The sequence below is a fragment of the Streptomyces sp. NPDC001902 genome (genome assembly GCF_042891295.1).
Classification (GTDB): domain Bacteria; phylum Actinomycetota; class Actinomycetes; order Streptomycetales; family Streptomycetaceae; genus Actinacidiphila.
In genome coordinates this window covers 464,353-477,024 of the sequence record NZ_JBIATA010000002.1, presented here as the reverse complement: position 1 = coordinate 477,024, position 12,672 = coordinate 464,353, and the positions used below count along the sequence as shown (strand labels likewise).

12 protein-coding genes are annotated in these 12,672 nt (G+C 74.4%); 7 read left to right on the top strand and 5 right to left on the bottom strand.

Going from position 1 to position 12,672, the window contains the following annotated elements; all coding sequences use genetic code 11:
- Positions 1-128: 128 nt before the first annotated feature.
- Positions 129-731 carry a sensor histidine kinase gene (locus ACFYYN_RS05460; protein ID WP_500544750.1) on the bottom strand — a complete coding sequence of 201 codons (603 nt, stop codon included), beginning with the start codon at positions 729-731 and terminating at the stop codon, positions 129-131.
- Positions 732-789: 58 nt separating this feature from the next.
- On the opposite strand from ACFYYN_RS05460, the gene ACFYYN_RS05455 reads away from it, so the two are divergent.
- A complete protein-coding gene (locus ACFYYN_RS05455; RefSeq protein WP_500544749.1) occupies positions 790-1,530 on the top strand; it encodes a hypothetical protein in 741 nt (246 codons plus the stop codon).
- Here the strand turns inward: ACFYYN_RS05455 and ACFYYN_RS05450 are convergent.
- On the bottom strand, positions 1,494-2,192 hold the full coding sequence (locus ACFYYN_RS05450; RefSeq protein ID WP_500544748.1) for a response regulator transcription factor: 699 nt from the start codon (positions 2,190-2,192) through the stop codon (positions 1,494-1,496). The genes ACFYYN_RS05455 and ACFYYN_RS05450 overlap by 37 nt on opposite strands.
- 152 nt (positions 2,193-2,344) lie before the next feature.
- On the opposite strand from ACFYYN_RS05450, the gene ACFYYN_RS05445 reads away from it, so the two are divergent.
- From ACFYYN_RS05445 to ACFYYN_RS05430, 4 genes are read left to right on the top strand one after another with little or no spacing between them, the layout of a single operon-like run.
- Positions 2,345-3,589: an MMPL family transporter gene (locus ACFYYN_RS05445; RefSeq protein ID WP_500544747.1), complete on the top strand. Its 1,245-nt coding sequence runs from the start codon at positions 2,345-2,347 to the stop codon at positions 3,587-3,589.
- Positions 3,532-3,660, top strand: coding sequence for a hypothetical protein (locus ACFYYN_RS05440; RefSeq protein WP_500544746.1), 129 nt, complete (start codon positions 3,532-3,534; stop codon positions 3,658-3,660). The genes ACFYYN_RS05445 and ACFYYN_RS05440 overlap by 58 nt, the downstream gene beginning before the upstream one ends.
- A complete protein-coding gene (locus ACFYYN_RS05435; RefSeq protein WP_500544745.1) occupies positions 3,657-3,854 on the top strand; it encodes a hypothetical protein in 198 nt (65 codons plus the stop codon). Before ACFYYN_RS05440 ends, ACFYYN_RS05435 begins: the two co-directional genes overlap by 4 nt.
- A 5-nt stretch (positions 3,855-3,859) precedes the next feature.
- Entirely contained in the window at positions 3,860-4,573 is a 714-nt protein-coding gene (locus ACFYYN_RS05430) for an LmeA family phospholipid-binding protein (RefSeq protein ID WP_500544863.1), read from the top strand.
- Here ACFYYN_RS05430 and ACFYYN_RS05425 read toward each other — a convergent pair.
- Positions 4,561-5,895, bottom strand: coding sequence for a hypothetical protein (locus ACFYYN_RS05425; RefSeq protein ID WP_500544744.1), 1,335 nt, complete (start codon positions 5,893-5,895; stop codon positions 4,561-4,563). The genes ACFYYN_RS05430 and ACFYYN_RS05425 overlap by 13 nt on opposite strands.
- A gap of 325 nt (positions 5,896-6,220) precedes the next feature.
- On the opposite strand from ACFYYN_RS05425, the gene ACFYYN_RS05420 reads away from it, so the two are divergent.
- A complete protein-coding gene (locus ACFYYN_RS05420) occupies positions 6,221-7,651 on the top strand; it encodes an ABC transporter permease (RefSeq protein WP_500544743.1) in 1,431 nt (476 codons plus the stop codon).
- A 98-nt stretch (positions 7,652-7,749) separates the two neighbouring features.
- Positions 7,750-8,436: an ABC transporter ATP-binding protein gene (locus ACFYYN_RS05415; protein WP_500544742.1), complete on the top strand. Its 687-nt coding sequence runs from the start codon at positions 7,750-7,752 to the stop codon at positions 8,434-8,436.
- An 80-nt stretch (positions 8,437-8,516) separates the two neighbouring features.
- Here ACFYYN_RS05415 and ACFYYN_RS05410 read toward each other — a convergent pair whose 3' ends face one another.
- Together ACFYYN_RS05410 and ACFYYN_RS05405 are read right to left on the bottom strand one after the other, a co-directional pair.
- Positions 8,517-9,029, bottom strand: a complete 513-nt coding sequence (locus ACFYYN_RS05410; RefSeq protein WP_500544741.1) for a hypothetical protein — start codon at positions 9,027-9,029, stop codon at positions 8,517-8,519.
- Positions 9,030-9,172: 143 nt separating this feature from the next.
- Entirely contained in the window at positions 9,173-12,520 is a 3,348-nt protein-coding gene (locus tag ACFYYN_RS05405) for a S8 family peptidase (protein WP_500544740.1), read from the bottom strand.
- Positions 12,521-12,672 lie beyond the last annotated feature (152 nt).

The following is a 12,672-nucleotide window of genomic DNA, read 5'->3' as shown; positions in this document are numbered from 1 at the left end:
ACGGGGGGGGGGGGGGGGGGGGGGGGGGGGGGGGGGGGGGGGGGGGGGGGGGGGGGCGCCCCCCCCCCCCCCCACCCCACCCGCACACGACAACGCACTGCAACCACTACGGCGCCGCACCCACGCGCTCACGTGCGCGTCGGCAACCGCACCGTGAAGCAGGCACAGCCCTCGGGGGAGGTGCACGCGGCGGAGATGGTGCCGCCCAGCACCGTGGTGAGGCGGTGGGCGATGGCGAGCCCGAGGCCGGTGCCGACGGGGCGGACGCCGCGGTAGCGGGTGGCGAGGGCGGCGCGCTGGAAGACGACGGTGAGGTCGTCCTCGGTCAGTCCCGGGCCGCCGTCGCGGACCTCGAACACGGCCTCGCTGCCCTCGCCGCCGCCCTCGGCGCGCAGCGCCAGCACGAGCGGGCGGCCGGCAGGGGTGACACGCAGCGCGTTCTCGGCCAGGCCGTCGAGGAGTTGGCGGACCCGGAAGGGATCGGTGTCGGCGAGCAGCGGGCGGCCCGGGCGTTCGAGGCGGAAACGCACGTCGTGGCGGGCGCAGCGGTCGGCCCAGACGGCGCCGGCGTCCTCGACGAGGGCGTCGAGGTCGGTCGGCGCGGCGTCGAGCCGGAAGTCGTCGGCCTCCAGGCGGGCGAGGTCCAGCAGGTCGTGGACGAAGCGGTCGAGACGGCCGGTCTCGGCGAGCAGGGTGCGGCCGGTGGCGGGGAGGCCGTCGGGGCCGATCACCCCGTCGGCGAGGGGCCTCGGCGTAACCGCGTACGGCGGTCAGCGGGGTGCGGATCTCGTGCGACACCGAGAGCAGGAACGCGCGCTGCCGGTTCTCGCTGCGGGCGAGGGCGGCGTCGAGGGCGGTGAGCGCGGCGGACAGTTCGGCGACCTCGGCCGGGCCGTCGTCCGGCAGGGCGAGCCCGCGCTCGCCGGCGGCGAGGCGGTGGGCGGTGCGGGCCGCCGCGGTCAGGGGACGGGCCAGGCGCCGGGCCAGCAGGGCACCGGCTGCCCCCGCCCCGGCCAGACCGGCGGCCAGGGGCAGTGCGAGGGCGCCGCGGATGCGGGCGGCGGCGTCGTCGACCGCGGTGAAGGGCTTGGTGAGCACCACCGCGCCGCCGCCCGCGGACGGATGGCCCTCCACCAGCACGGCACGCCCGCCGAGGGCGGCCGTCGCCGACGCCGGGTCCCCGCCGCGCAGCGCCGCGAGCACGGCCGTGGTGACGGCGGGCGCCGCCGGCCCGGCCGTCGTACCGTCCGGCGCGACCACCGCGAGCTCGACGCCGTTCGACCCGGCCAGCCGCTGCTCGCGTTCGAGCAGCAGGGACGACAGCGCCGGGGTACGGCTGAGCACGTCGGCCTGCCGTGCGAGCCGGTCGCGCTCCTGCGCCTCGGCGGTCGTGCGGATCGTGTGCCACGACGCCAGCCCGGCCAGCAGCATCGCGACGGCCGCCACGGCGGTGGTGAGCAGCACGAGGTTCCCGGCGAGCGAACCGCGAGGGGTCATGCCGGGGCCGAGCGGGGTGGGGCGGCGCTGTAGCCGACGCCGCGGATCGTACGGATCAGGGAGGGGTCGCCGAGTTTGGAGCGCAGCTGGGAGACGTAGACGTCGACCACACGGCCCTCGCGGTAGTCCGGGGCGCCCCAGACGTGGGCGAGCAGCTGGTCTCGTGTGAAGACCTGGCCGGGGTGGCCCATCAGGCACGCCAGGAGGTTGAACTCCGTCGTGGTCAGGGTGAGCGGCTCACCGTCCTTGTGGACGGTCCGGCGCACCGGGTCCAGCGCCACCGGGCCCAGGGTGCGCGGGCGTCCGCCGCGGGGCGGGCCGTCCACCCGGCGCAGGACGGTCTTGACGCGGGCGACGAGTTCGCGGGGCGAGAAGGGCTTGGTGACGTAGTCGTCCGCGCCCAGTTCCAGGCCCAGGATCCGGTCGGCCTCCTCGTCGCGTGCCGTGACCAGGAGGACCGGCGTCCAGTCGCCCTCGTCGCGCAGCGCACGGCAGAACGCCGTGCCGTCGAGCCGGGGCAGTCCGATGTCGAGCACGATCGCCACGGGCCGCAGCCGGCGTGCCGCGGCGAGCCCGGAGGGCCCGTCGGTCTCCACGTGGACGCCGAAGCCCTCCCGGGTCAGGTACAGCCGCTGCAGGTCGGCGATGTGCCGTTCGTCCTCGACGACCAGGACGAGGCCTCGTTCTTCCGCCATGGCCCCGATGCTAGCCACCCGGATCCCCGCGGCCCCGCGGGCGGCGGGGATCCTGACACTCCCCGAACATTCCGCCAACGCCGTCCTTGCGTCCGTCCGCCACGATGCGGGCGGTGCCCGGCGGACCGGCCGGGCGGAGGGAGGAACAGGTCGTGGCATTCCCACATGCCGGCGCGGAGCCCGCACTGCTCGGCGCCACCCTGGCGGCGGGCGTCGTCGCGCTCGTCGCCGTCGCCTTGCTGCTGCGCAGGACCCGCCCGCCCCGCACCGCCGGACCCGGTCTGCTGCACCGGGCCGGACGCGGCTGCGCCCGGCACCCGTGGCGGGTGATCGCCGCATGGCTGCTGGTGCTGCTGGCCGCGGTCGCCGCCGACCGGGCCTGGGGCGGTGCGTACCAGGACGACTTCGCGCTGCCCGGCACCTCCGCCCAGACCGGCGCGGACCTCCTCGACGCCCATGGCGCGCCCGGCACCCGGGGCACCGCCTCGCAGATCGTGCTGCGGGCACGGCACGGCGGGCTGGCGGACCACCGGGACGCCGTGGCCTCGGCGGTCGCCCACGTGGCGGACCTGCCGCACGTCCTGTCCGCCGCCGGCCCGCTGACCACCCCGGGCGCGGTCTCCTCCGACGGCGCCATCGGCTACGTCGGCGTCCGCTTCGACACCAACCCCGCGACCTTCGACCGTTCCTACGTCGCCGAGGTCGACGCGGCGGTCTCGGCGCTGCGCGCCGACGGCGTCACCGTGGAGTACGGCGGTCCGCTGGGCCAGTTGGCGCGGCCCAAGGCGGCGGACCGGGCCTCGGAGGCGATCGGCCTGGCCACCGCGGTCGCCGTGCTGCTGCTGGGCTTCGGCAGCCTCGCGGCGGCGGGACTGCCGCTGCTCACCGCGGTCCTCGGGCTGGGCGCCGGGACGGCCCTGCTGGGGCTGCTCGCGGCGGCCTGGTCCTTCGGCGCCGCCGCCCCCACGCTGGCCACGATGATGGGCCTCGGCGTGGGCCTGGACTACGCGCTCTTCCTGACCACGCGCCACCGTGGGCTGCTGCACACCGTCGACGACCCCGCGGAGGCCGCCGGACGCACCCTCGCCACCAGCGGCCGGGCCGTGATCGTGGCGGCCGTGACGGTGGCGATGGCCCTGGCGGGCCTGTACGCCTCGGGGGTCGTCTTCATCGGCACCCTCGGTGCCGCCGCGGGCGTCACCGTCGCGGTCGCGGCCGTGGCCTCACTTACCCTCACCCCCGCGCTGCTGGGGCTGCTCGGCCGCCGGAATCACCGGCAGCCTTCCTGCTCTCCCGGATCCGCGAGTCCTGGCTGGCCACCGGCGACGACCACGGGAGCGTGGCGCACGGGCTGGCCGCCACCGCCCGGGTCATCTCCTGCGCCGCGATCGTCATGACCAGCGTCTTCCTCGCCTTCCTCCTGTCGGCGAACGTGGTCGTCAAGATGCTGGCGCTGGGCTCGGGGTGAGCGTCGGCGTCGACGCCACGATCGTCCGGCTGCTCCTCGTCCCCGCGACGATGTACCTGTTCGGCCGGGCCAACTGGTGGATCCCGTCCTGGCTGGACCGGCTGCTGCCGCGCCTGGACCCGGAGGGCGGCGCCCGTGCCGCGCAGGACGTTCCCGCGCCCGCCGGCGCCGAGGCCGCCGGGAAGACGCGGTGACGGCCATGCGGTGGCGCCGGGTCAGGACCGTGCTGGTGGCGTCCGTCGCGCTGACGGCCCTGACCGGCGGGGCCGGTGAGCTGGTCGCGCGGGGCGTCGTCCACCACCGCGTCGCGGCCGCGGCGGGCCGCGCCCTCGGCGTCGCCCCGGACCGGGTGGCGGTCGACACCGGCGGTGGGCCGGCGCTGGCCGCGCTCGCGCACCGGCGCCTGGACCGCGTCGAGGTCGCCGGCGACGACGTCACCGTGGGGCGGCTGCACGGCGCCTCGGTGCGCGTACGCCTGGACGGCCTCCGCTTTGGCGGCGCACCGACCGTGGCGTCGTCCCATGCCGACGTCCGCGTTCCCGCCGGGTCGCTGCGCGCACGCTCAGGGAGCGGCGGTACGGAGGGCGGTCTGCCGGTCACGGCCGTCGTGCCGGACCCGGTCGCGGGCACGCTGCGGCTCGAACTCGGCGGCCGATTCGGCCGGGTGACGGTCCGTCCGATGCTCCGTGACGGCCGGGTGGCGGTCACCGTGACCGGCGCGGAGCTCCTGGGCCGGGCCGCCGCGCCGGCGGTCGTCGACCGGATCGAGCGGCGGCTGGCCGACCGGGCCCCGCGGGCGCGCTACCCCCTCGCCCTGCGGGCGACCTCGGTCGACGTCACGTCCGGGGGCCTGCACGTCACCCTCGACGGCGGCCGCGCGGCGCTGCCCCGCCGGGCGGCTCAGGCCGCCTGACCGTCCACGACGCCCTTGGCGAAGTCCGCGCGCAGCCGGGAGAGTTCGTCGTCCGGCACCGCGCGCGCCCAGGCGTCGGGAAGCCCGCGGACGGTGTGGTCCTTGGTGGTCGCGGCGCTGTAGGTGGCGGTGCAGGTGAGCGACACGGTGCCGGAGGGCTTCATCTTCTTGTGGAAGACGCAGGTCTTCACCTTGCGGCCGTCGAGGGTGATGGCGATGCTGATCTCCGCGTACACGGGGTCGTCGGTGGTCTCGGGGTCGTCCAGGGCGTCGTACAGGGAGTTCTGGAGGGTGAAGCGGGCGGTGCAACTGGTGTTGCCGCAGGGGGAGAAGCGGGCCTTGCCCGTGGTGCTGAAGCTGACCGCCGGGTCGACGGCCGACTTCAGGGCGGCGAGGTCCCGGTCGTAGGCGGTCGTGAAGGTCTCGCGGTCGGCGCCGGTGAGCACGGCCACCGTGGTGTCCAGGCCGTCGGGCAGGGGCAGCGGCCCCGAGGCGGCGGGGGAGTCGCCCGCGGCCAGGCGCAGCAGGGTGCGGGGGGCGGAGTCGGTGATCCAGAAGCGGCCGCCGGTCGTGGTCAGCACCTTGACGGGGCGTCCGGCGACCGTGGAGGAGGAGATGGCGTCCGGGCGGCCGCGGTCGGCGGCGTCACGGAGCAGCGCCGAGACGTTGGCCGGGTCCAGGGGGGTCGTCAGGTCGTCGATCTCGGGCAGGTCGGCGGAGGAGTCCAGCCAGCGGTCGTCGATCCGGTCGAGGAGGTCGCCCGCGTAGCCGCGGTCCTTCCAGTACGCCCTGTCGGCCTTGGTCAGGCGGTGGTCGTCGGTGGTGAGCAGCCGCACGGTGGCGCCCTCGTCCTGCAGCGAGCCACGGCCCCAGCCGCCGGGCGTGGTCTGCAGGTCGAACGGGGTGCTCGTCCCGCTGTCGAGGGCGAAGTCGCCCCGGTAGGAGACGACCTGGGCCTCGCCCATGGTGTCCGCCGCCTCGCGCAGCATGCGCTCGGCCTCCGCCGCCGGGTCCTTGCGCGCGGTCGCCGCCGGGCCCTTGCCGTCGCCGGAACCGCTCCAGGGAGCCCATATGAGGAGGCCGGCGACCAGGGCCGCGGTGGCCAGTCCCGCCACGGCCAGCAGCGGGCCGCGCCGCCGGGGCGGCGGTGCGGGGTAGCCGTTGTGCGGCGGGTACCAGGGTGCTCCGTGGTGGGCCTGCGGTTGCGGCGGGTACGGCGGCGCCGGCGGGGGCGGCGGTCCGAAGCCGCCGCCTCCCGTGCCGCCGCCGGTCCCGTGACCGGGGCCCCAACCGCCGCCGCCCCACGGTGTTCCGTCCGTCATATCCGCGTCTCCCCACGTCGTGCGGTCACTCGTGCCCCCGCCGGTCTCCCCGCCGGGACGGTCCCGGCCGGGCGCCGACCTTCTCATCCGGCCCGCGCCCCCGCCCCGGCCTTCCGCGAATCCGCCACCGGCCCGGCCCGACGGGCGTGCGGGGGTCCAGGGCAAGGTACTGCAGTGGCCGCACCGCCCCGGCGCGAGGGTTTCTCATACGGCTCTCATCCACCGCTCAGGCTCTCATCACCGCTGGTTCCTACCGTCGCCGCAGTGGAGAGACAGGCACCGCCTCCCTCCCGCTTCCCGTTTTCCTGACTCGGCGAGGAATGGCATGTTCTTCACGTACCTCCGGCGCGAACTCCGACGCCGCAGAAAGGCGGCGCTCGTCATCGCGATGGGCCTCGCACTGGGCATCGCCCTGGTGATCACCGTCAACTCGGTGTCGGCCGGCATGACGCAGGCCCAGGGCAAGGTGCTGGAGTCGTTGTACGGCCTGGGCACCGACATGACCGTCACCAAGGCCGCCGACCCCGACTCGGCCTCCGCGCAGCGACCGCGCTTCCAGTTCGACGCGCGCGGCGACGACAAGGAGCAGAGCAGCGACCGCGTCATGGTGCAGGGCTTCCAGTCGCTGAAGTCCTCGGTCGTCGACCAGGTCTCCGAGCAGAGCGGGGTCAAGGACGCGGTCGGCGGGCTCAGCCTGGTCGTCATCAAGGTCAACGGCCAGTTCCAGCGCGGTGAGTTCCAGCAGGCCCCGGGCGGCGGCAACCGGCAGCGGGGCGGCGGCAGCGGCCAGCCGCAGGGCACGGTGCGCGGCGGCGGAGCCAACTTCGACATCAACAACTTCACCGTCTTCGGCACGGACGTCGCGCACCCCGCCCTCGGGCCGCTGACCTCGTCGAAGATCACCTCGGGGAAGAACTTCACCAGCGCGCAGGACGACGCCAAGGTCGCCGTGCTCGACAGCGCGTACGCGAAGCAGAAGAAGCTGACCGTCGGCAAGACGCTCACGATCTCCGGCACCAAGTTCGAGATCATCGGCATCGCGACGGCCGACAGCGGCTCCTCCTCCGCCAACGTCTACATCCCGCTCAAGCAGGCGCAGACGCTCGCGGACGCCAAGGACAAGGTCACCACGATCTACGTCCAGGCCGCCGACTCCCAGAAGATCGACTCCGTCAAGTCCGCGATCCAGAAGAACGTCTCCGGCACGACGGTCACCACCTCCGCCGACCTGGCCTCGACCGTCTCCGGTTCGCTGTCCACGGCCTCGAACCTGGCGTCCAACGTCGGCACGTGGCTCTCCGTCGCCGTCCTGATCGCCGCCTTCCTCGTCGCGGGGCTGCTGACCTCCTCCGCGGTCTCCCGCCGGGTGCGCGAGTTCGGCACGCTCAAGGCGCTGGGCTGGAAGAGCGGCCGGGTGACCCGCCAGGTCATGGGCGAGGCGATCGTCAACGGCCTCATCGGCGGCGCCCTCGGCATCGCCCTGGGCCTCGGCTGCGCGTACCTCATCACCACGATCAGCCCCACGCTGGACGCCACCGTCGGTGGCGGCGGAGCGGGCGGTCCCGGTGGCTTCGGCGGTCCCGCCCGGCGCGCGGCCGGTGACGCCGTCGAGATCGCCCTCCAGGCACCGGTCAGCGTCAACACCATCGTCCTCGCGGTGGTCCTGGCGGTCGCGGGCGGTCTGATCGCCGGGACCTTCGGTGGCTGGCGGGCCTCGCGGCTGCGCCCGGCCGACGCCCTGCGCCGCGTCGAGTAGCCGCACCCGCCCCACGAGACCGGGGGCCGCGTACCGCACGTTCCCCCCGGCGTGGCGCGGCCCCCGCCCTTCCCCTTCAGGACTTCAGGAGTCACCTCATGTACAAGCTGAGCGGCGTGACCAAGCGCTACTCGCGCGGCAAGGACACCGTGCACGCGCTGCGCGGCGTCGACCTCGTGATCGAGGACGGCGACCAGCTCGTCATCCAGGGCCCGACCGGCGGCGGCAAGTCGACGCTGCTGCAGATGCTCGGGGGCCTCGACCGCCCGACGGAGGGCTCGGTGGAGCTGGACGGCACCGACCTGGCCCGGCTGAGCGAGGCCCGGCTGACCAAGGTCAGGTCGCAGAACATCGGCATCATCTTCCAGAGCTTCAACCTGATCCCGACCCTGACCGCCCAGGAGAACGTCGAGACCGCCCTCGTCCCGATGGGCGTCAAGGCCTCCGAACGCCGTGCCCGCGCCGCCGAGGCCCTCGCCTCCGTCGGCCTCGGCGACCGTCTGCACCACCTGCCGGGCGAGTTGTCGGGTGGTCAGCAGCAGCGTGTGGCGATCGCCCGGGCGCTGGTGAAGCGCCCCAAGGTGCTGCTCGCGGACGAGCCGACCGGAGCCCTCGACGAGGACACCCGCGACGAGATCCTCGCCCTGCTGGAGGGGCTGTGGAAGGAGTACGGGCTGACCTTCGTCATGGTCACCCACGACTCCGCCATCGCCCGGCGCGCCACCCGGGTCGCCACCATCAAGAAGGGCCGGGTCACCGTCACCGAGCGGACCCCGGCGGCCTGAGACCGCCGCACCCCGGCCCCCGTACCCACCCCGGTCCCCACCCCCGGCCCCCGGCGCGTCGCCGGGGGCCGAGCGGTGTCTCAGTCCGTGACGCCCAGGTCCTCGCGCATCAACCGCTGCAGCGTCCGCAGCAGCGGTTCGGCGTCCTTCAGGTCCTCCAGCGCGCCCTGCGGGCTCTCGCCGTCCCGGGCGAGGCCGCGGTCGAGCCGCTTGGCCGCGGCGTCCGCCGCCGCCAGGACGCGGTTGACGTCCCGCGAAGCCTCCAGGACGCGCTCCGGGACGATCATCTGCGCCTCGGCGTACCGGTCCCGGTACTCCCGGCGGGACTCCTCGACCTGGTCCCGCTCCTCGGCGGAGTAGACGCCGTCCCTGATCCGGTGCAGGGCGTCCTTCAGCAGCGTGTGGAACTGCCGCGAGGCCCGGTTCACCGCCGTGTACGCCGCCCGCCGTTCCTCGAACCGGCGCAGCCGTTCCGCCTCGGCGGCCTCCGCCAGGCGGCGCCGGTCGGTGCCCCGCTGGGCGAGCACGGGCGCGAACAGGGTGCCGAGCACTCCGACGACGGCGGTGATCACCGCACCGAGCGTGGCATTCATGGTCCGCTTCCTATCCCGCCCGTCCGGGGCGTGGGGAGCCGGTCGGTCGCACCGAGCGGCGGCCGGCAGCGTGCGCAGGCGGGCGACCCGCCCGGAACGGAGACCTCGTTCCGGGCGGGCCGCCCGATACCCGTCCGTCCGTGCTACTTCGCGAGGTACGCGTTGTAGATCACCTGGGACAGGGTGTTGCCCTTCTTGTCGCTGACCAGGGCCTTGAAGGAGACGCCCTTGCCCGCCTTGGGGTTCTTCAGCGTCACCTTGCCGCCCCTGACCGTCAGCTTCGACCAGTGCGCCCCGCCGTCGGTGGAGACGTACACCTTCAGCGACTTCAGGGTGCGGCCCGCGGCCGCGCCCTGGACCGTCACCGGCACCTTGACCGTGGCCTTCGCCTTGGAGGTGCTCGTGGCGGACAGGGACGGGGTGAAGCGCACCACGGAGACCGGCAGCGTGGCCGGGACGTCGCCGCCGACGTGCTGGGAGGAGAACGTCCAGGACGCGGTGACGCGGGTGCTGACCGCCGCGGTCGTGGCGCGGGTCACCGAGGTTTTCAGCCGGTAGCGGGCCTTGCCGCCGTCGACGGTGAAGGAGGCGCCGTCGTCGAGCGCGCCGTCGTGGCTCCCGACCTTCGTCCCGTTGCGGTAGAGGGTCGTGGTGGCCTTGTCGTACGACGCGAAGCCGCTGTGGCCCTGGCCGTCGGTGAACAGGCCGACGGTGCCCCAGATCTCGTCACCGGAGCGCACGATGCCGGAGTACTTGTCCAGCTTCGGCCCGAAGACGCCGACGTTGAAGCTGCGGCCGTAGCTCCTGCCCTTGGTGAAGGACCGGGCCGGGGCCTCGTAGTAGCCCTCGGGGACCTCGCCGGAGGAGTCGGTCTGCAGGAAGTCCTGCGCCCAGGTGACGCCGGAGCCGTTGACGTACACGGTCCTGGTGAACGGCAGCCCGGTGAGGAAGCCGCTCGGCGTCACCATGGCCGCGTTCACGAACGGGGTGGTGAAGACCGCGCCGAGCTTGCGCTTGAGCGAGGAGCCGCCGGTGGTGGTGATCTTCGCCAGGTCGGTGCTCCGCACGGTCTTGGTGTAGCCCGTGTAGAACGACTTCGTGCGGCCGTACGCCACCGTGTAGACCTTCGAGCCGTGCTCGAACAGGCCGGCGACGGTCGCCTGGTACTCGGCGGCGGTCAGCGCGGGACCGGAGTGCGCGGTGCGGAAGTCCCGCAGCGTGCCGGTGTTGAAGCTGAGGCCGGTGCCGGCGGCGCCGTGGTTCAGGTTGTAGCCGACCATCAGGTCCGACTGCCGTGCGGCCCGGTCCGGCAGCGTGAACGCGAACGGCTTGGCCTTGCTCGCGTCGAGCGTCACCTCGGTGTCCCTGCTGAGCTCGACCCGCGGGCGGCTCACCCAGTTCGCGCTCTTGAACGTCCGGCCGTCGGCCGCGAGCTTCACGATGAGGCTGTCCACGGCGTAGCTGCCCTTGGGCAGGCGCAGCGCCGTGCTGCCGCTGTCGTTGGTGACCTCCTCGAACGCGTCGCCGTCCAGTCCGACGACGAGCGTGTCGTAGGCCGCCGCCGGCCGTCCGTCGCGGTCCAGGTTGGTGATCCGCAGGTCGTACGACTCGGCCTCGCGCACCACGCCCGCGGCGGTGCGCACCGACCGCGTGCCGTCGCCCGCCACCACGGCCGCGCTGTAGGCGCCGTCGGCGGTGCCGAGGGTGGTGTCGGCGGTCAGCGTCGCCTCCGCGGTGCCGCCGGCCGGCACGGTCACCTGCTGCTTGTCGAGGGTGAAGAACCCGGCCGGCGCCGCGGTGCCTTCGGGGTCCTTGCCGGTGACCGACAGGTCCAAGGTGACGTCAAGGTCACCGGAGTTGCGGTAGGTGATCGTCCTGGACTGCTTCACGTCGTCGGTGTGCGGCCACCGGGCGACGCCGAAGCCCAGCGAGACCGGGTCGGCGACCACCTCCTGGTGGATCGCCCGGGCCAGGTCGATCTGGCCGGAACCCTGCTGGAAGGCGGTGTAGCCGCCGTCCGTCGTGGAGCCGGTGAGCGCGGCCTTGATCTGCCGGCCCGTCCAGTCCGGGTGCTCCTGGGCGAGGATCGCCGCGGCGCCCGCCACGTGCGGGGTGGCCATCGAAGTACCGGAGATGGTCAGGTAGTTCCCGTCCGCGGTGTGCGGGACCTCGGGGTCGGTGTCGATGACGCTGCCCTTGGCCGCGGCCGCGGTGATGTCCACGCCGGGGGCAGTGACGTCGGGCTTGACCGCGCCGTCGCCCACGCGCGGGCCGCGCGAGGAGAAGCCGGCGAGCTTGGAGTCCTCGTCGACCGCGCCGACGGTCAGCGCGGCGTCCGCGCTGCCGGGGGAGCCGACGGTCGAGGCGCCGTCGCCCTCGTTGCCCGCGGCGATGACGAACAGCGTGCCGGTGTCCGCGGACAGGCGGTTGACCGTCTCCTCGATCGGGTCGACCCCCGGGGTGTCGCCCCCGCCGAGGCTCAGGTTGGCCACCTTGGCCCCGGAGGCGGCGGCCCACTCCAGGCCCGCGATGATCCCGGCGTCGTCCCCGAAGCCGTCGTCGTCCAGCACCTTGCCGCTGATGATCCGCGCGCCCGACGCCACGCCTTTGTAGGCACCGGCCGACTTCTCGCCGGTGCCGGCGGCGATGGAGGCGACGTGGGTGCCGTGGCCGAAGTGGTCGAGCAGGTTGTCGGCGGTGGAGAAGTTCCTCTCGGCGACGACCCGGCTGGTCAGGTCCGGGTGGCTCTTGTCGACGCCGGTGTCCAGCACCGCGATCGTGACGCCGGTTCCGTCGTATCCCGCGTCCCAGGCCTCCGGCGCGTGGATCTGCCGGGTGTTCCAGCTCGGTTCGGCCGCGGCCTTCTGGATCGCGTTCAGCCAGACCGTGCGCAGGCCGGACTCGGCGGTGGCGTACGGGGAGCCCGGCGCGTCGTCGGTCAGCGCCGTCCAGACGCCGGCCGCGGCGCCCTCGGGCGCGGTGACGGACTCGCCGCCGAGCGCCGCGAAGGTGTGGGTCACCTCGGCGCCCTCGGCCCGGTGCAGTTCGGCCCGCGCCTCGGGGCGGTTGCCCCGGTAGGTGACGATCAGTCCGAGGCCGCGGCGCTGGGCCGCCCTGCGGTACTCGGCCCGGCTCAGCGTGGTCACGTCGAAGAGCCGGCGGTCGACCCGGCCCTTCGCGATCAGCTGCACCGCGTCCTGCGGGACGACGTAGACGTGCCCGTGCTGCCGGCGTATCTGCACCGGTACGTCCTCGCGCCCCTTGGCGCGTTTCAGGGCGACGGGCCTGCCCTGCGAGTCCACGGCGACCCGGTCGCCGGTGATCAGCGTGATCCACACGCGGTCCTTGACCGCCGTGGCGGACGCGGAGCCGGCCGGCCCCGTGGCCGCCGGCCCGGCCGCCGAGGCCGGTGTGACGGCGCCGGCGGTCAGTGCCGCCGCGACCCCCGTGGCGAGCGCTGCCGCGCGCGCCTTCTTCCATCGTCGGTGCAACGTATCCCCTTGTGTCTGCGTCATGACACGCGGGAGCGCTCGTCCCCGGGCGCGCGCACGCGATGTTCCCCCACGGCGTTCCCCCCGGCGAAGCCCCCGCCTTGCCGACGCAGTATGTACCGTCTGTCGCGGACATCTCAAGAGTCACTTCG

Bases quoted from the DNA above. Each gene is read 5' to 3' on its own strand.
- ACFYYN_RS05450 (WP_500544748.1), bottom strand. From the start codon at position 2,192: ATGGCGGAAGAACGAGGCCTCGTCCTGGTCGTCGAGGACGAACGGCAC.
- ACFYYN_RS05430 (WP_500544863.1), top strand. From the start codon at position 3,860: ATGCGGTGGCGCCGGGTCAGGACCGTGCTGGTGGCGTCCGTCGCGCTG.
- ACFYYN_RS05425 (WP_500544744.1), bottom strand. From the start codon at position 5,895: ATGACGGACGGAACACCGTGGGGCGGCGGCGGTTGGGGCCCCGGTCAC.
- ACFYYN_RS05420 (WP_500544743.1), top strand. From the start codon at position 6,221: ATGTTCTTCACGTACCTCCGGCGCGAACTCCGACGCCGCAGAAAGGCG.
- ACFYYN_RS05415 (WP_500544742.1), top strand. From the start codon at position 7,750: ATGTACAAGCTGAGCGGCGTGACCAAGCGCTACTCGCGCGGCAAGGAC.
- ACFYYN_RS05410 (WP_500544741.1), bottom strand. From the start codon at position 9,029: ATGAATGCCACGCTCGGTGCGGTGATCACCGCCGTCGTCGGAGTGCTC.